Source organism: Streptomyces sp. NPDC049954, assembly GCF_040656295.1.
Lineage (GTDB): Bacteria > Actinomycetota > Actinomycetes > Streptomycetales > Streptomycetaceae > Streptomyces.
The window spans coordinates 129,159-150,200 of sequence record NZ_JBFALS010000012.1 but is presented as its reverse complement, the minus strand read 5'-3'; the positions used below and the strand labels follow the sequence as shown (position 1 = coordinate 150,200).

The 21,042-nt window shown below is 71.2% G+C and carries 21 protein-coding genes and 3 pseudogenes; 9 read left to right on the top strand and 15 right to left on the bottom strand.

The features are described from left to right. Positions 1-26: 26 nt before the first annotated feature. From AB0J21_RS25950 to AB0J21_RS25930, 5 genes are all read right to left on the bottom strand, one after another. Positions 27-836, bottom strand: coding sequence for an aminoglycoside phosphotransferase (locus tag AB0J21_RS25950; RefSeq protein ID WP_363148510.1), 810 nt, complete (start codon positions 834-836; stop codon positions 27-29). A gap of 77 nt (positions 837-913) precedes the next feature. Continuing rightward, positions 914-1,051, bottom strand: coding sequence for a hypothetical protein (locus AB0J21_RS25945; RefSeq protein WP_167398098.1), 138 nt, complete (start codon positions 1,049-1,051; stop codon positions 914-916). Between the two features lie 3 nt (positions 1,052-1,054). Further along, a complete protein-coding gene (locus tag AB0J21_RS25940) occupies positions 1,055-1,243 on the bottom strand; it encodes a hypothetical protein (RefSeq protein WP_363148509.1) in 189 nt (62 codons plus the stop codon). After that, on the bottom strand, positions 1,240-2,166 hold the full coding sequence (locus AB0J21_RS25935) for a radical SAM protein (protein ID WP_363148508.1): 927 nt from the start codon (positions 2,164-2,166) through the stop codon (positions 1,240-1,242). Before AB0J21_RS25935 ends, AB0J21_RS25940 begins: the two co-directional genes overlap by 4 nt. Further along, on the bottom strand, positions 2,154-2,606 hold the full coding sequence (locus AB0J21_RS25930) for an ATP-binding protein (RefSeq protein WP_363148507.1): 453 nt from the start codon (positions 2,604-2,606) through the stop codon (positions 2,154-2,156). Before AB0J21_RS25930 ends, AB0J21_RS25935 begins: the two co-directional genes overlap by 13 nt. A 149-nt stretch (positions 2,607-2,755) precedes the next feature. On the opposite strand from AB0J21_RS25930, the gene AB0J21_RS25925 reads away from it, so the two are divergent. Continuing rightward, positions 2,756-4,066 carry a helix-turn-helix domain-containing protein gene (locus tag AB0J21_RS25925; RefSeq protein ID WP_363148506.1) on the top strand — a complete coding sequence of 437 codons (1,311 nt, stop codon included), beginning with the start codon at positions 2,756-2,758 and terminating at the stop codon, positions 4,064-4,066. A gap of 4 nt (positions 4,067-4,070) precedes the next feature. On the opposite strand, the gene AB0J21_RS25920 is transcribed toward AB0J21_RS25925, so the two are convergent. Both AB0J21_RS25920 and AB0J21_RS25915 read right to left on the bottom strand, forming a co-directional pair. Next, positions 4,071-4,610, bottom strand: a complete 540-nt coding sequence (locus AB0J21_RS25920; RefSeq protein ID WP_030730888.1) for an NUDIX domain-containing protein — start codon at positions 4,608-4,610, stop codon at positions 4,071-4,073. A 322-nt stretch (positions 4,611-4,932) separates the two neighbouring features. Then, positions 4,933-5,961, bottom strand: a complete 1,029-nt coding sequence (locus AB0J21_RS25915; RefSeq protein ID WP_363148505.1) for a hypothetical protein — start codon at positions 5,959-5,961, stop codon at positions 4,933-4,935. 70 nt (positions 5,962-6,031) lie between these two features. Here AB0J21_RS25915 and AB0J21_RS25910 point away from each other — a divergent pair. Beyond that, a pseudogene (locus AB0J21_RS25910) lies at positions 6,032-6,902 on the top strand (site-specific integrase); the annotation flags it as partial. Between the two features lie 7 nt (positions 6,903-6,909). On the opposite strand, the gene sodN reads toward AB0J21_RS25910, so the two are convergent. Then, positions 6,910-7,305, bottom strand: coding sequence for a superoxide dismutase, Ni (sodN, locus tag AB0J21_RS25905; protein WP_363148504.1), 396 nt, complete (start codon positions 7,303-7,305; stop codon positions 6,910-6,912). A gap of 167 nt (positions 7,306-7,472) precedes the next feature. Here sodN and sodX point away from each other — a divergent pair. Beyond that, a pseudogene (gene sodX, locus AB0J21_RS25900) lies at positions 7,473-7,802 on the top strand (nickel-type superoxide dismutase maturation protease); the annotation flags it as partial. Positions 7,803-7,924: 122 nt separating this feature from the next. Here sodX and AB0J21_RS25895 read toward each other — a convergent pair. After that, positions 7,925-8,611 (bottom strand): CGNR zinc finger domain-containing protein, encoded by a 687-nt coding sequence (locus AB0J21_RS25895; protein WP_363148503.1) that lies wholly within the window; start codon positions 8,609-8,611, stop codon positions 7,925-7,927. A 163-nt stretch (positions 8,612-8,774) separates the two neighbouring features. Between AB0J21_RS25895 and AB0J21_RS25890 the strand changes: the two genes are divergently transcribed. After that, positions 8,775-9,545 (top strand): class I SAM-dependent methyltransferase, encoded by a 771-nt coding sequence (locus tag AB0J21_RS25890; protein ID WP_363148502.1) that lies wholly within the window; start codon positions 8,775-8,777, stop codon positions 9,543-9,545. Positions 9,546-9,752: 207 nt separating this feature from the next. Here AB0J21_RS25890 and AB0J21_RS25885 read toward each other — a convergent pair whose 3' ends face one another. The 3 genes from AB0J21_RS25885 to AB0J21_RS25875 form a co-directional block, all read right to left on the bottom strand. Next, entirely contained in the window at positions 9,753-10,505 is a 753-nt protein-coding gene (locus AB0J21_RS25885; RefSeq protein ID WP_363148549.1) for an amino acid ABC transporter ATP-binding protein, read from the bottom strand. A 47-nt stretch (positions 10,506-10,552) separates the two neighbouring features. Continuing rightward, a complete protein-coding gene (locus tag AB0J21_RS25880) occupies positions 10,553-11,491 on the bottom strand; it encodes an amino acid ABC transporter permease (RefSeq protein ID WP_363148501.1) in 939 nt (312 codons plus the stop codon). Positions 11,492-11,815: 324 nt separating this feature from the next. Beyond that, positions 11,816-12,787, bottom strand: a complete 972-nt coding sequence (locus AB0J21_RS25875) for an ABC transporter substrate-binding protein (RefSeq protein WP_363148500.1) — start codon at positions 12,785-12,787, stop codon at positions 11,816-11,818. Positions 12,788-13,643: 856 nt separating this feature from the next. On the opposite strand from AB0J21_RS25875, the pseudogene AB0J21_RS25870 reads away from it, so the two are divergent. The 4 genes and pseudogenes from AB0J21_RS25870 to AB0J21_RS25855 form a co-directional block, all read left to right on the top strand. Further along, positions 13,644-14,789 (top strand): annotated as a pseudogene (locus AB0J21_RS25870) (NADP-dependent malic enzyme); the annotation flags it as partial. Between the two features lie 163 nt (positions 14,790-14,952). Next, complete coding sequence (locus tag AB0J21_RS25865; protein ID WP_363148499.1) at positions 14,953-15,915, top strand: zinc-binding dehydrogenase; 963 nt, start codon at positions 14,953-14,955, stop codon at positions 15,913-15,915. Positions 15,916-15,985: 70 nt separating this feature from the next. Beyond that, on the top strand, positions 15,986-16,195 hold the full coding sequence (locus AB0J21_RS25860) for a helix-turn-helix domain-containing protein (protein WP_363148498.1): 210 nt from the start codon (positions 15,986-15,988) through the stop codon (positions 16,193-16,195). Then, complete coding sequence (locus AB0J21_RS25855) at positions 16,195-16,803, top strand: Clp protease N-terminal domain-containing protein (protein WP_363148497.1); 609 nt, start codon at positions 16,195-16,197, stop codon at positions 16,801-16,803. The genes AB0J21_RS25860 and AB0J21_RS25855 overlap by 1 nt, the downstream gene beginning before the upstream one ends. Positions 16,804-17,135: 332 nt before the next feature. On the opposite strand, the gene AB0J21_RS25850 is transcribed toward AB0J21_RS25855, so the two are convergent. Together AB0J21_RS25850 and AB0J21_RS25845 are read right to left on the bottom strand one after the other, a co-directional pair. Beyond that, positions 17,136-18,266: a helix-turn-helix transcriptional regulator gene (locus AB0J21_RS25850; protein WP_363148496.1), complete on the bottom strand. Its 1,131-nt coding sequence runs from the start codon at positions 18,264-18,266 to the stop codon at positions 17,136-17,138. A gap of 1 nt (position 18,267) precedes the next feature. Continuing rightward, a complete protein-coding gene (locus AB0J21_RS25845) occupies positions 18,268-19,173 on the bottom strand; it encodes a DUF4097 family beta strand repeat-containing protein (protein WP_363148495.1) in 906 nt (301 codons plus the stop codon). 249 nt (positions 19,174-19,422) lie between these two features. On the opposite strand from AB0J21_RS25845, the gene AB0J21_RS25840 reads away from it, so the two are divergent. Beyond that, positions 19,423-20,379: a hypothetical protein gene (locus AB0J21_RS25840; RefSeq protein WP_363148494.1), complete on the top strand. Its 957-nt coding sequence runs from the start codon at positions 19,423-19,425 to the stop codon at positions 20,377-20,379. Between the two features lie 146 nt (positions 20,380-20,525). Here AB0J21_RS25840 and AB0J21_RS25835 read toward each other — a convergent pair whose 3' ends face one another. Beyond that, positions 20,526-20,708, bottom strand: coding sequence for a DUF6104 family protein (locus AB0J21_RS25835; protein WP_363148493.1), 183 nt, complete (start codon positions 20,706-20,708; stop codon positions 20,526-20,528). Positions 20,709-21,042 lie beyond the last annotated feature (334 nt).

Sequence of the window (21,042 nt, the reverse complement as noted above, 5' to 3'; positions counted from 1 at the left end):
GTTGATCCATCCGCAGGCTGCGTCCGTCAGGAGCGATTGCTTCGATGCTGTTGCCAGAGCCGTGCGGCGTTAAGCAAGTTCACTGTCCAGTCGTCTGGAGCGGAGCCCGCGATCTCCTCCCAGAGGTTCGCGCTGGCGTCAGCGAAGGCGTCCACTGCTCGGGATGGTGCCAATGCCCAGGCGGGAAGAAACGCGACCGTCTCCTCTGCGGCAGCAGGCATGTGACCAGCCGCGATGAGCCAGATGACCCAGTGGGCGGGATCCAACCAGGCGGCCCCGCGGGTGGCCCAGCCCCAGTCGACGAGGTGGGCGCGGTCGTGGGTGATGAGAACGTTGTGGTTGTTCCAGTCCGTGTGGAGCAGCGCGTCCCCTGCGAACGCTTCCGTATCGGCGGGGTCGGCCATGTAACCAGCCAAGCGCTGTTCAGCGAGCCGGAGTTCGATGCCAGGGCAAGGAAGAGCGGCGAGCTCTTTGAGGGCCCCGGTCACTTTGGGCAAGTCAGGGGAGCCTGGGGAGTAGTCGGCATGGTGGCCGTCGATGGCCTCAAAGCCGAGGAGATCCCAGCCGCCGGCGATGACGTGGAAGAGCAGGCGCGGGGCGAGCGGGGTCACGTGCGGGTTGATGTCTGCCTCGCGTTGCTGTGTCCAGACCCAACGGTGCTCGGCGCGCAGGCCCTTGAGGAAGACGACTCCGCCGGCGGTGTGTGCGAGCGCGGAGAGGGAGCTGTTGAGACCGGCGCTGACGTCTTCGATCCTGAGAATCGAGCCGATCTCGGCTTCGATGGCGGTACGAGCGCCAGAGGGAAGACCGGCGAAGGTGATGGAGGGTGCGGGCATGGCCGTCAGGTTTCCAGATCTACGCGCCAACAGGGGCCTCCGGCGCGAGGTGCCGCCGAAAGCCCCTGAAGGGATGGTCAGTTGTACGGGTTGTCGTCCCCGCAGCCGGGCGTGGTGGCCGCAGCGAAGGCGTCCACGTCGTCGATGAGGACGATCTCCGCATCAGGCTCGGACGGCGGGCGGATGGGGGCGATCTCGACTGCTACGGCGGTCATGGTTCAGCTCCTTGTAGTCGCGTGTTGGCAGTACCTGTCCAGTGGTGCCTTCGCCTCCTGGTAGACCTTGGCCAGCGGCCGGCAGACCCGGCAGGTGCCGGAGAGCTGGCAGCCGGCGCAGCCACCGGTGCGAAGCATCAGGGAGTCGGCGATGCCGCCAAGGCGGCTCAGGCCCTCGACTCCCGTGGTCATGAGGGGGATCGCTTCGTCACGGCCGACCTTGCAGATAGTCGCCATGCCGTGCGGGTCGACGTGGAAGAAGGTGTGGCCGGCGTTGCAGCCGTTGAAGGGTTCGCGATCTGCGAGGTGGTCCGGGGCCTGGGTTGCGAGGGTTTCCGCGCCGCCGTAGATGGTCGGCGACATGTGGGTGTACTCGCGGTACGGCAGGTCGTACCACCGGCGAAGGCGCGCATCTGGTCCGCCTCATGGGCGTTGTGCCGCGTGATGATCAAGGCGAGATCGAGGGGTAGCCCAGCTTCGTGGGCTGCATCCAGTCCTTTGACGAACATGCGGTACGCGCCCCGGCGCCGGGTCAGCCCGTCGTAGGACTCTGCGGTGGCCCCGTACAGGCTGAGTGTGATCCGGTTCGGCCTCAAGCGGGTCAGCAGGGCGAGGTTCTTCGATGCGGCGAGACGCGAGCCATTGGTGAGGATCTCGACCATCATGCCCAGCTCGTACGCCAGCCGGTACGTCTCGGGGAACAGCTTGTCGATCATCGGCTCACCGCCTGTGAGCTGGAGCCAAAGCACCCCCGAGTCCCTGATGGCGTGCAGCAGGCGCTCACGCTCAGGCCACTCCAGGCCGGCGAATTGCTTCAGGCCGAGGTAGCAGTGTTCGCAGTCGTAGTTGCAGCCGAGGTTCAGCTCGTACGAGGCGCGCCCGTATGCATACGGAGAGCGGGAACGAACCAGCACAGCTTCATCGAGGCGTCGGTCGTTGAGATCGATCTTCCAAGCCTGACGGGCCACGTCGGCCAGCCACGCGGGCACTGCTGAGGTACCCGATGCGGTGTGCAGTTCGTCGTACCGGTGAGCGGGAAGACGTGCTGCCTTCGGGTTGCCCGGCCGTACGAGGAGGTGGTGGTCGAGGTACGGGGCAGCGATCAGCTCGTGCATACGGACTCCTCGCTCGGGCTGCTGAGGATCAGGCGGGCCCAGACGGTCTTGCCGAGCGGGTGGCGGTCGTGGTGGCCGGTTTCTTCAGAGAGCGCTGCGACGAGAAGCAGGCCCCTGCCGCCTTCGTCGTCCTCCCCGGCCTGAGTGGGGCGGGGAGGGGTGCGGCCGGCATCGGAGACCTCGACCAGGCAGTGTGGACCGTCAACCGTCAGTCGAACTTCGAAGAGGTGCCCTCGTCTGCCGCCGTGCTCGACGGCATTGGCGGAGAGCTCTCCGCAGACGAGGACCACCCGGTCAATGCACTCCTGGCCGTATCCCCAGCTGGCGAGCGTCTTGGAGACGAGGGCGCGGGCCAGAGGCACGCACCTGCGCACCGGGCTGAACTGCATCTGCCACCGCGACGGGGTGGTCTGTCGGTCGTACGTCGTCATCGCGTGCATCGCGTCCCCTCGTCGCGGGCGGGCTGTGGGACACAAGTTCACTGCCCCGACGATCACAGAGTCAGGTCACCGTGGTTACCCAACGTGGGTAACCTCTTTGACAGCCGGTCCCATGGCAGCCCGTCCGGACGGGCGAGTGAGGGGGATGAGTGGCGCGCTCGCAGGATCACCGGGCTCTGCCGGCCGGACTGCTGGCCACTGCGGAATGGCGGGAAGCCTGTCGCGGCAGGGACTTCGCCCGCATCTTCCGGCTGGTCAAGGTCAAGGCCGGGATCTACCCGTCGCGGGTCGCCGCACTGTGCGACATGACGCCGAGCAGAGTCGGCGAGATCATGGCGGGGCGACGCGGATTGGCACACATCGACGTGATCGAACGCGTCGCCGACGGCCTTCGCATCCCCGGTGCGATGCTCGGCCTGGCCCACCGCCCCTGGGAGATCCCTGCTTCCTCCACCACCGAGGAGAAGCCGCCCGAGCTACTTCCTGCCGCACCGCGCGAGCCTCAGCGCACCGAAGCGGCAGAGGAATTGGATGACCTTCTCGCCTTGGTCGACGGCCGTGCAACCCGCTCCACCCTCACGGCCCTGCGCTCCTCGGTCCAGGACTACTGGCGGCGCGACAACGCACACGGCGGCGCGACCCTGCGGCCGGCCGTCGTGGGGCACCTGCGCTATGTCGCCCGTCTACTCGATTCTGCCGAGGCTGCGTTACGGCACGACCTCCAAGGGGTCGCGGCCGAGCTGGCACGGCTCTGCGGCTGGGCCTACTTCGATGCCCGTCAGTACAGCACTGCTCGCACCTATTTCACCCAGGCGCTCAAGCTTTCCCACACGCAAGGTGACAGCCTCTTCATGGCCAATGTGCTGTCCTGCATGAGCCTTCTGGCCACCTACGACGGCAACCCGAGCGATGCCGTGGCCCTTGCATGCCGTGCCCAGGACGCCGCCCGCGCCGCCGGGGAACAGCCGCTCGTCATGTCGATGCTGCACTTGCGTGAAGCGTTCGCCCACGCTGCCCTTCGAGATGCTCAGGCTTGCCACCAGGCCGTTGATCGCTCCCGTGCGCAGTACGAACGCTCACGGGGACATGAGGCCGAGGCGCCTGACTGGGTCCAGTACTTCGACGAGACGAAACTCCTCGTGGACACAGGCATCGCCTACGCGCGCCTTGGCGAACCAGCCCGCGCCGAACCCCTCATCGCCGAGGGCTTGCGTCGAGAAAATTCCGACCAACAGCGAGGTCGGGCCTTCCACGCCTACTGGCTGGCCAGCGCCCAGCTCCAGCTGGGCAAACTCGACGAGGCATGCACCAGCGCCGGTCTCTCCCTCGACCTCGCCGCAGCCGTTGACTCGCCACGAGTGAGCGGCCACGTCCAAGAACTTCACCGCCGAATGCTGCCCTACGCACGCGAAGCCCCCGTCCTCGCCTTCGAGCAACGCATGCGTGAGGCCCTCGGCTGACCCCTCACGAGCCGCCGGTCGCCTCGTCCAGCAGCAGATACAGCAGACCGACCAGGCTGCCACTGCTGACGATCTCGCGACGGTCGATCATGCCCCTGATCTCCGAGATCGGAACCCACTCGATTCGGTCTGACTCGTTCAATTCGGTCGGCGGGCCCGCATACGAGGCGGGCTCGGCACGAAAGACGAAGTGCTCGGAATCCGTGATGCCGTTCGCTGGTTGCGCGTACACGAGCGGCTTGACGCCCTTCACCCGCCAGCCGGTCTCCTCCTCGGCCTCGCGGGCAGCAGCCTGTTCCGGGGTCTCGTCGGCCTCGATGAGACCCATCGGAAGCTCCCAGCCCCAGGTGTCGGTGATGAACCGGTGCCGCCACATCATCAGCACGCGCTTCTGGTCGTCGACCACGGCGGCTACGGCCAGGTGCCGCATCCGGACCACATGGTGTTCCCACCGCCGGCCGTCAGGCTGCTGAACGTCGACGAGCCAGAGATTCACCCATGGGTTGTTGTAGATCTGCCGCTCGCCATGGACGGTCCACTGCATGAGCCCAACTCCCTTGTTTCAGTGAAGTATCCAGCATGTCACTTTGACGAGAATCCGACCGCCAGGTTGGGGGATCATCGCCCACGCCGACGAGAGGGAGGAACTTTGGAGTCGGCAGGCACGACCGTCGGCGTGCTCGGCTCTACAGCCATTGTGCTGCTTGCCTTCGCGGCTGCGAGTCGTCGGCTTGACGCGTTGTCGAGCCGCCAGATCAGCACCTGGGCGGGGTGGTCGGCGGTGTCGAGTTCACGTCCTTCAGCGGCTGCGGTGAGAACAGAGGCTGGCGAGTGGCTGCCAGCCTCTGCACGGCGCAAGGCGGTGGTCAGAGCGGGCCACGCGGGGTCGGCCAGGATTCGGTCGACTTGGTCGGAAGAGTCGCCCGCAGGACGCCTTCGTAGCGCGCGACGGTTTCGGTGGGCGGGGTACGACGGATCAGTTCGGACAGGACGGGTGCAGCCTGTGCCTCGTAGGTGCTGCGGAGGCCGGCGTGGGCCTGCTGGGCGGCGGCTGCCTGCTGGTGGTGCTCGCGCTGCTCGTGCCAGTGGGCGGCGGCGAGGGCCAAGTGGACGGTAGCGGCAAGTACGGCGATGACGAAGCCGCCCGCGCTGATGGTTCCGTAGAGAAGTTCCTGTCCTGCCTTGCGCAGGGCGTGGCCCGCCCGGTGCTCGGCGCGGATCATGGACCGGTTGGCGCGATTGAGTGCGCTGGCCGCAGCCTCTATCTCAGCTCGCAGAGGACGGGGTACGTGCAGGGCGGCGGTGTGGAGGAAGTCGCCGAATGCCGCAATTTCGCCCTGCGCCCGGTGCACGTCACCATTCGGGTCTGTGAGGGCAGCGTGTGCGGTGCGCAGAGAGCGTTCGGCCTGGCGCCACGGATGGGCCGGTGGCGCGGTCAACGGAGCGTCTGGCTGCAAGGTGAAGCGTTCGCGCAGGCGGTGGATCGACAGGTCAGGTGAAAGTTTGGAGCCGCCGAATTTAACCGGCTCACCGGCAGCAGTGTCACCGGAGGTTGAAAGGCTGTACCCGATGACGTCACCGGTTTCGGGACCGAAGCGGGTGTGGACCGTGATGCCCGGATCGGTCAAGATCGAGAAGTAGTCCTCCTCGTTGCGTGACGCCGCAGCGGCGGTGTGGGTTTGTTCGCGCAGCCAGGTGCGAGTGGTCACTGCACGGCCCTGGCGCTCCGCCTTGGCGCGCTCGGCACCAGTCGGAGTCTTGGGCGCGGTGGCGTCTCCCTTCTTGAGTTGACGGAGCCCCATTTCCTTCTCGATCTTTCGGCATTCGGCTTGTGCCCTCTGTCCGCCCCGGTGGGTTCGAGGTATGCGGCTGTCGGCGCGGACGGTGGTGGCCATGATGTGGATGTGGTCGTCGGCGTGACGGACCGCGATCCATCGGCATGCCTTCTCATCGCCGTCTGGGGTGCGCTCACTGGCGGCGATACGCCGTAACGACATCCAGGTGCTCTTCAGGCGCCTGTCCGACCAGCTCGGCCCCGGCAGCGTGCGGAACGTGTACGACGTCCTCGTGCGCGTCATGACGGCCGCCGTGGACGACAAGGTCATCGCCTCCAGTCCGTGCCGCCGGATCACCCTTCCGGCCATGCCGGACGAGGAGGTCACCCCGCCCGCCGTCGCCCAGGTCGAGGCCATAGCGCGGGTGATGCCGCCGTACATCCGCGCTGCCGTCGTCACGCTCGCCGGATCGGGTCTGCGGATAGGGGAGCTGCTCGGCCTCAGGGTGGCGGATGTCGACCTCAAGGCGGGCAGTATCCGCGTGGAGCGACAGCGGCTCCAGTCGGGGAAGATCGGTCCGCCGAAGACCGCCAAGTCCCGGCGGACGGTTCCGGTCGGCGAAGTCGTCACCGACGCGCTCCTCGCGCATCTCGCCGTACGTCCGTCCCCGGAGTGGCTGTTCACGATGGAGGAGGGGGAGCCGCTCAACTACCGCCGCTGGAAGACCGAGTGGAACCGCGCCCATAGGGCGCTCCAGGCGGAGGAGAACGAGGCGGCCAAGCGCGGGGGGACGCAAGCCCGTCGAGCTGCCGCGCATGGTGACGCACGACCTGCGGCACTTCTACGCCTCCGCGCTCATCGCGGGCGGCGCGAGCGTCAAGCAGGTGCAGATGGTCCTCGGCCACGCGCCCGCCGTCATCACGCTGCGGATCTACGCGCACCTGTGGCCGGGCGAAGAAGACCGCACCCGGTCCGTGATGGACGCCGTTCTCGGCGGCCTGCGGACCGGGTGCGGACCGGTAGGAAGCCTGACCAGCGAAACCGCAGGTCAGACGGCCTAACCGTAAATCAGGCCTTCTTGGTCTCCCAGAAGATCTTGTCGATCTGGGCGATCAGGTCGAGCGCCTTCTGGCCGGTGGCCGGGTCGTTCGAGCCCTTGGCCGCGGAGAGCGCCTTCAGGGTGTCGTTGACCAGCTGGTGCAGCTCCGGGTACTTCTCGAAGTGCGGCGGCTTGAAGTAGTCGCTCCACAGTACGGAGACGTGGTGCTTGGCCAGCTCCGCGCGCTGCTCCTTGATGATGATGGCGCGAGTGCGGAAGTCGGCGTCCTCGTTGGCCTGGTACTTCTCCTGGACGGCCTTGACGGACTCGGCCTCGATGCGGGCCTGCGCCGGGTCGTACACGCCGCAGGGCAGGTCGCAGTGGGCGCTGACCGTGACCTTGGGGGCAAACAGGCGGGAGAGCATGTGAGCTGTCCTTCCTCGTGATCGTCTTCTCAGGTGGGACATTACTCCGTGGAGAGCCGCTTTTCTCGGGTGCCCCCGGGGGCTTAGGGCAAAAGTCCCGGGTGAGACTGGGACCGGTGGAGGTTTGGGAACGGTGTTGAGCGGTGTGGAGTCTGGGGAGGTGCGCCATGCCTGAGCGGGGCGAGGGGGCGCGTGCGGGGGAGAGCGGGGCGCCCTTCGGGGTCGCGGAGGTGCACGGGCCCTCGATGCTGCCGACGCTGCGGCACGGGGACCAGCTGCTGGTCCGCTACGGGGCCCGGGTCCGGCCGGGTGACGTGGTGGTCCTGCGCCATCCGTTCCAGCAGGACCTGCTCGTCGTCAAACGCGCCGTCGAGCGCAGGGCGGGCGGCTGGTGGGTGCGGGGGGACAATCCGTACGCCGGGGGCGACAGCACCGACTACGGGACCGTGCCGCAGGAACTGGTCCTGGGGCGGGTCCTCGGGCGGTACCGGCCGCGCGGGAGCGCCCAGGAGGACCGTCCGGTGGCCGTGGGGACCGGCGCCGGGCCCCTCACGGGCGGCGGACCGCCCGAGGCGGCCCCGGAGGGCTTCGGGCGGTCCGGAGGCGAGGACGGGCCGGCTCAGCGCTCCGCCGGGCCGGTCGCGGGCAGCGGCGTGGGCGGGGTGCTCGGCTCGGCCGTCTCGCTCGTGCGCTGGGGGCTGTCCTCCGTACGCCCCGTACGCTCCGGGTCCGCGCCCGGGTCCTCGGCCTCGCGGCGTTTGCGGGCGCGGTAGGCGGCCACGTTGGCGCGGGTCGCGCAGCGGTCCGAGCAGTAGCGGCGCGAACGGTTCGTCGAGGTGTCCAGGTAGGCGTTGCGGCAGGGCGCCGCCTGGCACAGCCCGAGCCGGTCCACCCCGTACTCGGTGAGGTGGAAGGCGAGGCCCATCGCGGCGATCGCCGCGTAACCGGCGGTGGCGTTCGAGGGGTGCTCCGCGAGGTGCATGTGCCAGCGCGGGTTCCCGGACTCGTCCAGATACTCGTGCCCCGAGATCTGCGGACTGACCGGGAACTCCAGCAGCAGGGAGTTGAGCAGGTGCACCGCCTGTTCCTGCTCGCCCCGGTCGGCGGCCTCGAAGACGGCGCGCAGCCGGGCCCGTACGCCCCGGAAGCGTGTGACGTCCGCGTCGCCGGCCCGGCGAGCGGCCTGCGTGCTGGAGCCGAACAGCTCCCGCACCGCCTCGACCGAGGTCAGGGAGTCCTTGCGGCGTGCGGGCTCCTCGGTGTTGACCAGGCGTACGGCGTAGTCCGAGTAAGAGGCCAGTTCCACTTGTTGTCCTTACCGGGGCGGTCTATCGTGCGTATGTCACACGGCGGTAATGGCTGAACTTGTACCGAGGGTATTACGTATTGCTGTGCTTCGTGGGGCGACGGCTTCGTGGATCGTGCGCCCCGGGTCCGGGGCGTGCGCGTGCGGCTACGGGAGGACGGACATGGGCGGGACGGACGCGACGAGGGCCGCGACGGACTGGCGGGCCTGGCAGGAGAGCTGGGACCGGCAGCAGGAGTGGTACATGCCCGACCGCGAGGAGCGGTTCCGGGTCATGCTCGACATGACGGAGGCGCTGGCCGGGCCCGCCCCCAGGGTCCTGGACCTCGCGTGCGGGACGGGAAGCATCACGGACCGGGTGCTGCGCCGGTTCCCGGACGCGCGGAGCACCGGTGTCGACCTCGACCCGGCGCTGCTCGCGATCGCCCGGGGCACCTTCGCCGGGGACGAACGGGTCTCCTTCGTGACCGCCGACCTCAAGCGGCCCGAGTGGACGCGCGCGCTGCCGTACGACACCTACGACGTCGTCCTCACCGCGACCGCCCTGCACTGGCTGCCGAGCGCTGCTCTGCGCACCCTCTACGGGCAGCTTCCCGCGCTCGTGCGCCAGGGCGGGGCCTTCATGAACGCCGACCACATGCCCGACCCCACCAGCCCGAGGATCGGCGCCGCCGAACGCGCGCACCGGCACGCGGCCATGGACCGGGCCCGCGCCGAAGGGGCGCTGGACTGGGCGGACTGGTGGAAGACCGCCGCCGCCGATCCGGTGCTCGCCGGGCCCACCGCCGAGCGGTTCGCGCTGTACGGGGAGCACGCCGAGGGTGACAGCCTGCCCGCCGTCTGGCACGCCGAGACGCTGCGCGAGGCCGGTTTCGGCGAGACCCGCGTCGTGTGGGCCTCGCCCTCCGACGCGCTGGTCCTCGCCCTGAAGTGACCCCGCACGCCGGGCGGGGCGGTACGGCACCACCTGTTCCGTACCGCCCCGCCCGCACATCCGCGGCCCTCCCGCGCTCAGTGGTCCCGCGCCGGGGAGACGGAACCCGCCCCCGGTCCCCGTACCGGACTGCGCACGGGACTCACCGGTCTCCGCGCAGGACTTAGCACCGGACTCCCGGTCTCCGCACCCCGCTCCCCGGCCTCCTCACAGGACCTTCGACAGGAAGGCCCTGGTCCGCTCGTGCCGCGGGTCGGTCAGCACCTCGCGCGGGTTGCCGGACTCGACGACCACCCCGCCGTCCATGAAGACCAGCGAGTCGCCGACCTCGCGCGCGAAGCCCATCTCGTGCGTGACCACGATCATCGTCATGCCGGACTCGGCGAGGTCGCGCATCACGTCGAGGACGTCGCCGACCAGTTCCGGGTCGAGCGCCGAGGTCGGCTCGTCGAACAGCATGAGCTTCGGGTCCATCGCCAGCGCCCGCGCGATCGCGACGCGCTGCTGCTGGCCACCGGAGAGCTGCGAGGGGTAGCTGCCCGCCTTGTCGGCGAGACCGACCCGCTCCAGCAGCTCACCGGCCCGCGCCCTCGCCTGTGCCTTCGGGACGCCCTTGACCTGCGTCGGGGCCTCGATGACGTTCTCCAGCGCGGTCTTGTGCGGGAAGAGGTTGAAGCGCTGGAAGACCATGCCGATGTCCCGGCGGCGCAGGGCGACCTCGCTGTCCTTCAGCTCGTACAGCTTGTTGCCGCGCTGCCGGTAGCCCACCAGCTCGCCCTCGACGTACAGCCGGCCCGCGTTGACCTTCTCCAGGTGGTTGATGCACCGCAGGAAGGTCGACTTGCCCGAACCGGAGGGCCCGATGAGGCAGAACACCTCGCCCTTGGCCACCTCCAGGTCGATGCCCTTGAGGACGTCCAGGCTGCCGAAGGACTTGTGGACGCCCTCGGCCTTGACCATGGGGGTGCCCGCCGCGTCCGCGGTCCCGGACCGCTTCGTGAGCTCACTCATGCCATGCCTCCCGACGGACGGCCCAGCGACAGTACGTTGGCCTTGATCTTCTGGAACGGGGTCGCGGGCAGCGCCCGGCTGGAGCCGCGCGCGTAGTACCGCTCGACGTAGTACTGGCCCACGCTCAGCGCGGAGGTGAGGATCAGGTACCAGGCGGCGGCGACGAACAGCATCTCGACGGGGGAGCCGGACACCTGCCCGATGTCCTGGGCGGCGCGCAGCAGTTCGGGGTACTGCACCGCCGCGACGAGCGAGGTCGTCTTGAGCATGTTGATGACCTCGTTGCCGGTGGGCGGCACGATGACGCGCATGGCCTGCGGGATGACGATGCGGCGCAGCGTCTTGGCGTGGCTCATGCCGAGCGCCTGCGAGGCCTCCGTCTGGCCCTCGTCCACCGAGAGCAGACCGGCGCGGCAGATCTCCGCCATGTACGCGGCCTCGTTGAGGCCGAGCCCGAGCAGCGCGGTCAGCAGCGGGGTCATGAACGAGGACCAGTAGTCCTTGTAGATCGGCCCCAGGTTGATGTATTCGAAGACCAGGCCCAGGTTGAACCACACCATGAGCTGGACCAGGACCGGGGTGCCCCGGAAGAACCAGATGTAGAACCACGCGATGGACGAGGTCACCGGGTTCTTCGACAGCCGCATCACGGCCAGCAGGATGCCGCCGACGACGCCGATCAGCATGGAGATCACCGTCAGCAGCAGGGTCTTGCCCATGCCGGTGAGGATGCGGTCGTCGAAGAAGTAGTCGGGGACGGCGCCCCAGTTGATCTTCCCCTGGGAGAAGGCGTACACGATGGACGCCAGGACGGCGAGGGCGACTACCGCGGCTATGTAGCGCCCGAAGTGCCTTACGGGGACGGCGCGGATGGCCTCGGGGCCCGGAGGGGGCGCGTCCTTCGGGCCCGCCTCGGTGGTGATGTCAGACGACACGGATGCTGCCTCTGCCTTTCGACGTCCTCGGGGACGTGCGTCACCCGGGGAGGAGTGGGGAGTGGGGGACGGCCGTACCTGCGACGGCGGGGCGACGTGGGACGCCGGCCTTCGCGCGGCGGCGGGCCGGGCCTCACGGCGGGGGTGCGGGCCTCACGGCGGCGGGGGCCGCGCCGGACCGGGCGGTCGGTATCGGCCGGTGGGGGTGGCCCGGGTCCCGGGGCCCGGGAGCCGGGGCGCCGGCCGCTGGGGGTGCGGACGCCGGACGGTCCGCCCGCGCGCCCCGGCCGGTGGTGGCACCGGCCGGGGCGCACGGGCCCCCGGTCACTTGCCGCCGTTGACCTTGGCCTCGGTGACCTTTCCGTCCTCGACGCCCCACTTGGCGATGATCTTGTCGTACTCGCCGTTCTCGATGATCGCGTCCAGCGCGGCCTTGATCGCGTCCCGCACCTGCGTGTTGGACTTCGCGACGGCGATCCCGTACGGGGCGGCCTCGACCTGCTCACCGACCAGTTCGAAGTCCTTGCCGCCGCCCGAGGTCTTCACGGCCCAGGCCGCGACCGGGAAGTCCGAGGAGCCCGCGGCCCCGCCGCCGCCCCGCAGCCGGGTCTGCGCCTCCTGGTCGTTGTCGAAGGGCTCGATCGCCAGCTTCTTTCCGGCCGGGCACTTCTTCGCCTGGGCCTTGGCGAGGTCGTGCGAGACGGTGCCGCGCTGGACGACCATCTTCTTGCCGCACAGGTCGTCCCAGGTCTTGATCCCCTGGGTCTTCCCCTTCGGCGTGTAGATCGAGACACCGGCCGTGAAGTAGTCGACGAAGTCGACGCCCTCGCCGACCTTCTTGCCGGTGTCGCCGTCCACGCCGTTCTGCCGGTCGGCGGTGTCGGTCATGGCCGACATGGCGATGTCGTAGCGCTTCGAGCGCAGACCCGTCAGCAGCGTGTCGAAAGTGCCGTTCTCGAACTCGAACCTCACACCGAGCTGCTTGCCGAGCGCCACGCCGAGGTCGGGGTCGATCCCGACGACCTTGCCCGACTTGTCCTTGTACTCCACCGGCGGGTAGGCGATGTCCGAACCGACCTTGAGCACGCCCTTGTCGCGGATCTCCTGGGGCAGTTTGCCGGCCAGCGGGGCCGAGGAGACCTTGGAGTCCCCCTTGCCGGAGGCCGCCGGCTTGCTGTCGTCCTTGGTCTGGTCGCCGCAGCCGGCGAGCAGCAGGGCGCCCGCGACCGCGAGCGCGCCGACCGCGGTCGCCCGGGATTTCACGGCGGGGAAGCGGCGCGGGGTGGTTGCGGTCATGGTGGGGTGCCTCCGGCGTGGTCAGGAAAGTGCCGACAAGGGTCACTTCGTACGCGTCTTCGGGTGTCGCGACCCTGTGTGGTTACGGCATCTTGCCATTCGGACGCCACGATGCACGGCCTCCCCCATGTCAAAATCGGATAACGGGAGGGATGACCGTTCGGCCCGTCTCGTAACAAGCGCGGAGATGCGTCCAGTTGGCCCGGACGCCCTGTCCAGTGTTGTTCCGGTCATTCTTGGCGCCGGGTTCCGCTCGCGCTCTCTCCAGGCCCTCGCCGCGCTTGCCATCTCGCCATGCGGACTTCTTTCGTATGACTTGTCCGGCCATCGCGTTGTTTGCCCGGACGGGGTGAACTGCGCTGGTGGTGGGCGCGATCGGCGCAGGTGACGCCTGCCGCGCGGTGTTCCCGGCGGCTCTCCCGGTACCGGTGGGGAGGGCGTGGCGACCGGCGAACGGTTTCCGGTCGACGGCGTGACGCGGCCGTCGTGAATCCGGCTCGTGCGCGACGGGGGCGATCCGGTAGAAAAGACGGCTACACCCCGCATCCGGGGCTCAGGACGCGCGTGCGGCGCGTCCGCGCGTACGTGCCCGACTTGTGGCCTCCCACCTGCGGAAGCCGGGATTCCCCGACCGGGGGCCCGCGCCGCGAGCGGCGTACGCGGTGCCCGCCCACCCCTGGACCAGGGAGTGGTCACCCTCCATCGACGCATGTGCAAAGGGGTCAATCTCGTGGCAGTCGACAACGTCATTCCGCAGGACCGGCAGGACACCGGTCCCGTTGCTCCCGGGTCCCAGGGGCAGCCGGACACCACCGGGGGCACCACCCGGGAGGCCGCTCCACAACCGCCCGCCCATCCCGCCTTCGCCCTCCACCGGGGCGGGAAGATGGAGATCCGGTCGACGGTCCCGGTCAAGGACCGGGACGATCTGTCCCTCGCCTACACCCCCGGGGTCGCCGCGGTGTGCTCCGCGATCGCCGAACGGCCGGAACTCGCCCACGAGTACACCTGGACCTCCCAGGTCGTGGCCGTCGTCACGGACGGTACGGCCGTCCTCGGGCTCGGCGACATCGGCCCGGCCGCCTCGCTCCCCGTGATGGAGGGCAAGGCGATCCTCTTCAAGCAGTTCGGCGGCGTCGACGCGGTGCCGCTCGCGCTCGACACGACGGACGCCGACGAGATCGTGGAGACCGTCGCCCGGCTCGCGCCCTCCTTCGGCGGCATCAACCTGGAGGACATCTCCGCCCCGCGCTGCTTCGAGATCGAACGGCGGCTCAAGGAGCGGCTCGACATCCCCGTCTTCCATGACGACCAGCACGGCACCGCCGTCGTGACGCTCGCCGCCCTGCGCAACGCGGCCCGGCTGACCGGCCGGGAGCTGAAGGAACTGCGCGCCGTGATCTCCGGCGCCGGGGCGGCCGGAGCGGCCATCGCCAAGTTCCTGCTGGCCGCCGGGATCGGCGACGTCGCGGTCGCCGACCGCAAGGGCGTCCTCAGCACCGACCGCGAGGACCTCACCCCGGTCAAGCGCGAACTGGCCGAACTCACCAACGCGGCGGGCATCTCCGGCTCCCTGGAGACGGCGCTGGACGGGGCCGACGTGTTCATCGGCGTCTCCGGCGGCACCGTCCCCGAGGCGGCGGTCGCCTCCATGGCCAAGGGCGCCTTCGTCTTCGCCATGGCCAACCCGGACCCGGAGGTCGCCCCGGACATCGCGCACAAGTACGCGGCCGTCGTCGCCACCGGCCGCAGCGACTACCCCAACCAGATCAACAACGTGCTCGCCTTCCCCGGCATCTTCGCCGGGGCCCTGCGGGTGCGGGCCTCGGACATCACCGAGGGCATGAAGATCGCGGCGGCCGAGGCGCTCGCCGACGTCGTCGGTGACGAACTCGCCGCCGACTACGTCATCCCGTCCCCCTTCGACGAACGCGTCGCCCCCGCCGTCACCGAGGCCGTGGCCCGCGCCGCGCGCGAGGAGGGCGTCGCCCGCCGGGCCTGATCCGGGGCCGCGTGCGGCCGGCTCACGCGGCGGGGCGCCGCCGGTCACCCGACAGGTGACCGGGGGCGCCCCCCGAGCAGGCCCGGTCCCCGTCCGGGCGCCGTGCGGCGGGTCACAGGCGTACGCGGTTCCAGTGGCCGGGCGGCCGCCCTAGGGTCGGGCCATGTTCGCTGCCTACGCCGCCAGAATCGACGCCGAACGGCCGCTCAGCGGCCTCGAACTCGGGGAACGCCCCGCCCCCGTGGCCCGCGAGGGCTGGTCCACCGTGACCGTCCGGGCCGCCTCGCTCAACCACCACGACCTGTGGTCGCTGCGCGGGGTCGGGCTCGGCGAGAAGCACCTCCCGATGATCCTGGGCTGCGACGCGGCCGGGACCGACGAGCACGGTAACGAGGTCGTCGTGCACTCCGTGATCGGCCAGAGCGGACACGGGGTCGGCCCCGAGGAGCGCCGCACCCTGCTCACCGAGAAGTACCAGGGCACCTTCGCCGAGCAGGTCACGGTGCCGACCTGGAACCTGCTGCCCAAACCGGCCGGGCTGAGCTTCGAGGAGGCGGCCTGCCTGCCCACCGCCTGGCTCACCGCGTACCGCATGCTCTTCACCAACGCGGGCGTACAGCCCGGGGACTCGGTGCTCGTCCAGGGCGCGGGCGGCGGCGTGGCCACCGCCGCGATCGTGCTCGGCCGGGCCGCCGGGCTGCGCGTCTACGCCACCAGCCGGGACGCCGGACGCCGCGCCCGGGCCGTGGAGCTCGGCGCCGCCGACGCCTTCGAGCCGGGGGCCAGGCTCCCGCACCGCGTCGACGCCGTCATCGAGACCGTGGGCGCCGCCACCTGGTCCCACTCCGTCAAGTCACTGCGGCCGGGCGGGACTCTGGTCATCTCCGGGGCGACGAGCGGGGACCGTCCCGCGTACGCCGAACTCACCCGGATCTTCTTCCTGGAGCTGAAGGTCGTCGGCTCCACGATGGGCACGAAGGAGGAACTCGCCTCCCTGCTGTCCTTCTGCGAGACGACCGGGGTCCGGCCCGTCATCGACCGCGTCCTGCCCCTGGACCGCGCCCGCGAGGGATTCGAACGCCTCGCGGAGGGCGACCAGTTCGGCAAGATCGTGCTGGCCGTGTAGGGCCCGGCCACCTCCCTCGCTTGTCAATGTGGGTTGACGCCCCTCCCGGTGTCAACCTACATTGACGCGTATGACCGAAGCGACGGAACTCGCCGAACGGGCGGGCGACCGCGATCCGAGGGTCGGACTGCGCGCTGTCGCCGCGCTGCGCCGACTGCTGGAACAGCTGGAGTCGGTCCAGGTGCGCGGCGCGCGTGCCCAGGGCTGGTCCTGGCAGGAGATCGCCGCCGAACTCGGCGTCAGCAGGCAGGCCGTACACAAGAAGCACGGGAGGCAGTGATGTTCGAGCGTTTCAGCGAGACCGCGCGGACCGTCGTCCGGGAGGCCGCGGACCGGGCCCGGCGGGCCGGAGCCCCCGCGGTGACCGAGGAGCACCTGCTGCTCGCCCTCCTCGAACGCGAGGGCACCCGGGCCTCCTTCGCCCTGACGGCGCTCGGCCTGGAGGGGGAGCGCAGGCAGGCGCTGTACGAGGACCTGGACCGGGCCCGCAGGCGCGGCGGTCTCTCCCGTGAGGACGAGGAGGCCCTGGCCGGGCTCGGGATCGACCTCGCCACGATCGTCTCCCGAGTCGAGGACGCCCACGGGGAGGGCGCGCTCGCGGGCGGCGCCGCCCGGCCGGGCCGCGGTCTGCTCGGCGGCCGGCGGCTGCCCTTCTCCCGGGACGCGAGGAGCGTGCTCGAACGTGCGCTGCGCGAGGCCCTGACCGGCCACGAGCGGGCCATCGGGGACGAACACCTCCTGCTCGGCCTCCTGACCCTCTCCGGCCCCGTCCCGGAGGCCCTCGCCGGTCACGGGGTGACCGGCGAGGCCGTACGGCGCGTGCTGTACGGGGCCGCCGGAACGGGTGGGGCCGAGGAGGGGGAGGAGGGGGAGCGGCGGGCCGGATGAGGTCGCGCCGGGATGTGTCCCGGTGAGTTCCGCGCTCTCCCCTCAGCGGCCTTCCGTGCTCCTCTGCGCGTTCCCGGCCGCTCCGGCACCCGCGAACGGGCCCCTCGGGCGGGAGCCGCGCCGTCCCGGTGGGCGGGTCGTCGCCACCTCGGGTGGCCGTGGCGGGGGCGGGAGGGTCGCCCCGGCCGTGGAGGCCGGTGGGGCCGGTGGGACGGGGGTGACCGGGACGGCCAGGTCGGCCGGGACGGCCGGCCCCGTCGGGGGTCTCGACGCCACCATCAACGTCGTGCGCCACAGGGCGCCGTGGCCCAAGGGGCCGAAGGGGATGTCCCTCAGCGGGCGGCCCCCCTCAGCAGGGCCCCGATGTGCGCCGCCGTCGTGCCGAGACGGTGCCGCACCTCCTGGAGCTGGTCCTCGGTCACCCCGTGGTCGCGGGCCGCGTCCCTGACGTCGTCACGGAAGCGGTCCAGGAGTCGTTCCAGGTCCCGCGCCGGATCGTCCGACGCCGTCTGCCGCGCCCACTCCGGCACCTCGCCGAACGGACCGCCGTCCCCAGGAGCCGCGGTGTCCCTCTCGGCCGGGGTGTCCTTCCTCAGGTTCGGCGCTGGGGCGTCGGCGGAGGTCCCGGCCGGGCCCTGGTCGGGTGCGGTGGGGGACTCGGGGGAAGGCGAGTGCGCCGTGCGGGGCGCGGGACGGCCCGTGGCCCAGTCCGTCCAGGCGCCGAGGCCGCCGCCCTGTCCCTTCTCGAAGCGGCCGAACTCCCGGCTCAGTTCGCTCAGGCCCTCGCGCAGACCGGTCGGCCAGTCGCCCCGGCTCACCTGCTCCTGGACCTGACGCGCCACCCGCCGCAGACGCTCCTGCGCCTCCTCGGCCTGGAGGCGCGCGCTGTCCTGCGCCTCCTTCGCCTGGCGGCGTGCGCGCTGGGCCTCCTCGCGGGCCCGGCGGCTCTCGTCCTTCGCCCGCCTGGCCTGCTCCTTCCACTCCTGCTTCGCGCGGCGCAGCTCCTCCCTGGCCGTCCGCCACGCGTCCTTCTCGTCGGCGCTCGGGCCCCGGCCCTGGTCCGCCCCGGCCCCCGCGCGTACCTGGGAGGCGGCGGCCCGCATCTCGCGGCGCAGATCACCTGCCGCTCCGCGCACGTCGTCCCGGATCTCGGCGGCCAGTTCGGCGACCGACTCCCGGATCTCCAGCTCCAGATCGGCCAGCTCCCCACCCCGGTCGGCGAGTTCGGCGCGTCCGGCCTCGGTGATCGAGTAGACCTTGCGGCCGCCCTCGGTCGTGTGGGTCACCAGCCCCTCGGACTCCAGCTTCGCGAGCCTCGGGTAGACCGTGCCGGCCGAGGGCGCGTACAGCCCCTGGAAACGCTCCTCCAGCAGCCGGATCACCTCGTAGCCGTGCCGGGGCGCCTCGTCGAGCAGCTTCAGCAGGTACAGGCGCAGGCGGCCGTGGGCGAAGACGGGCGGCATCTCAGAGCACCTTCTTGTCGGTCGGGTCGGTCGGGTCGGTCGTGTCGGTGGGGCCGGGGGTGTCCGCCGGGCCGGTACGGGGGGACGGGCGGCGCAGGAGCGCCAGGGAGCCGGAGACCGTGGTCGCCTTGAGGCTGCCCGCCCCGGACCCCAGCCGGCCGGTGATCCGCTTGCTGCCCCACATGCCGCTCACCCGCAGGTCCTCGAAGGCGTTGGAGAGGGAACCGCTCGTGGTGTTCACCTCGACCTCGGCGTCCGCCGGGTGCGGCAGGCGGATCGCGATCTCCCCGGAGACGCTGGTGAGCTTGATGTCGGTCGGCGCCCCGCCCGGGTCCAGGTCCAGGATCATGTCCCCGCTGACCGACTCGGCCCGCACCGAGGGGCCGCCCCCGTCGACGAGGGTCAGGCCGCCCGAGACCGAGGCGAAGCGCAGGGGGCCGGTCACCGACTGGACCTCGATGCTGCCGGACACCGTCTCGGCGCTGACCTCGCCCTCCGTCCGGGCCAGTGTCGTGTCGCCGGTCACCGCCTTGACGGCCGCGCCCCCGCGCACGCCGGAGACCGTCGCCGAGGCGGTCACCACGCCGACCTCGACGTGCGCCCCGGCCGGGACGACGAGGGAGACCACGGCCCTGCGGCGCTGCCGGGTCCTGCGGTCCAGCCACTTCAGGAGGTTCTTCCACTGGAGGTCCTCGTAGGTCACCGTCAGGGTCGAGCCCTCGTGCTCGACGATCAGGGGCGGGCCCTCGATCTCCGAGACGTGCAGGCGGGCCGCCTCGCCCTCCGGGCCGTCGAGGGCGTCGGCGCCCACGATGTTGACGGCCCCGCCGACGATGCGTACCCGCACCGTCTCGACCGGCTCCCCGAACGTGAGCTTGCGCGGCTCCGTGACAGACCACTGGGCCATGAGTGCCTCCCGGCGTGAGTGCTCCCCGATGTGCGGCGGTACGCGCCATATCGCGTTCCAGCACACACCCTCCGAGAGACACGATATAACGCGAACACGGGAAGTCAAGACTGTCGGGAGTCCGCTGTCGGGAGCCCGCGCGGTCCGCCGTACCGCGGTGCGAGGCCCCTGGGTGCCCGTGCCCCGACGCCGACCCGTAAGGCCCTCGTACGCGCGCCGACCAGCGCGAACCCGCCTAGCGTGGACGACATGGCGATGTCCTCTGGTAAGTCCGCCGGTGACGCGGGAGACGGGGCTTCTGCCCGTGGCGCGACGGGCGGAAGCGGCGGCGACGCGGGCACGGCCGGAAACCTCACCGACGCGGCCCTCGCCGCCGGGGCCCTCCTGCTGTGCCGGGCCGAACCCGAGGCCGTGGCCCCGGTCGCCCACCTGCTGCGCGAGCCGATGCTGCTGTGCGCGGCGACCGGGGACGGCGCGCCCGCCGAACCCGGCGCCCGCTCCGAAGGCCCGGCCTGGAGCGTCCTCGTCCCGGAGGGCAAACCCTGGCTGCACGGCGGCGAACCGGTCGACCGCGTCGTCACCGGCTGGGCCGGAGCGCTGGCCGTGGGCGCCTCCTGGCCGGTCCTCGCGCTGTGGTGGGACGCGTCCCGCTGCGGTTACGTCCTCGCCTCGGGCTTCCGCCGCACCGTCGGCTACGAGTGGCTCGCCGACGGCACCCCGGCGGGTGAGCGCGAGGGCCTGCGCAGCCTCGTGCTGCGCCTGGGCCTCGACCCCGTCCTGGACCTTCAGGCGCTGCAACCGCTGACCGAGCCGGACCCCGCGGCCGACGCCCGCGGCCGGCTGCGCGGACTGCTCGCCGTGCTGACCCGGGCCGGGCTGGCCCTGCCCGCGGGGCTCTCCCCCGGGGAGAGCGCCGACCGGCTGCGATCGGTCGCGGGCGTCCTGCCCGCGGTGGAACGCGTCTCGTGGTCCGGCTGGCGCGACGCCGTACGGGCCGAACTGGAGGCCGTCGAGAACGGCGCGTTCGGGCCCTGGCTGCGCGGCCCCGGGGCCCGCGCGCTCGCCGCCGCCCAGTGCGCCGCAGGGCTCCCCCTGCTCGGCCGGGGACTGCGGCGCCGCGACCACGGGTGGACCTGCGCGGGTGCCCTGCTCGTCACGCACGGGGTCTTCGCCCTCGTCTACGACCGGATGCGCGCGCGGAGCTGACCGGGCGGTCCACCCGGTGTCGGGCGGTACTCGTACGAGGGACCCCGGGGCGCGGGGAACCGGACGGCGGGCCGAGGGCGTCCCCCCGGCGAGAACATCCGTCCCCGATGCGCGGGGTCCGGCCCCGGGCGGGTGCGCCTCGCCGGTCAGTCGTCCTCGTCCTCGTCGTCGAGGCGGGCGAGCCACGTGGCCAGCCGCTCCACCGGGACCTCGAAATCGGGGTTGAGGTCGACGAACGTGCGCAACTGCTCGGACAGCCACGCGAGGCTCACCTCTTCCTCGCCCCGCCGCCTCTCCAGCTCCTCGATGCCGCGGTCGGTGAAATACATGGGTCGTGCTCCATCCAATGATGAGGTGGTACGGGAGGTGCGGGCGGCGGTCAGGGGCCCGGGAGAGAAGGATAGGCGGGGCGTACGCGACGCGGCCTCTCGCGGGCACCACGCAAGAAGGACTACGCTGCTCTGCCCCGCGCACCGCACGGGGGAGGCGGGGGAGACGGGGTACGTCATGGGTGATCCACGGCACGGAGCCAGGGGGGCGCTCCTCCGGGGCGCGAGGACGACGGGGACGCACGCCGGAGGAGCCGCGTCCGCGGCCCGTACGCCGCCGCGACCCCGGAGGACCGGGAGCGGCGGGGCTCCTGCCCCGTCCCGGCAGGCTGAG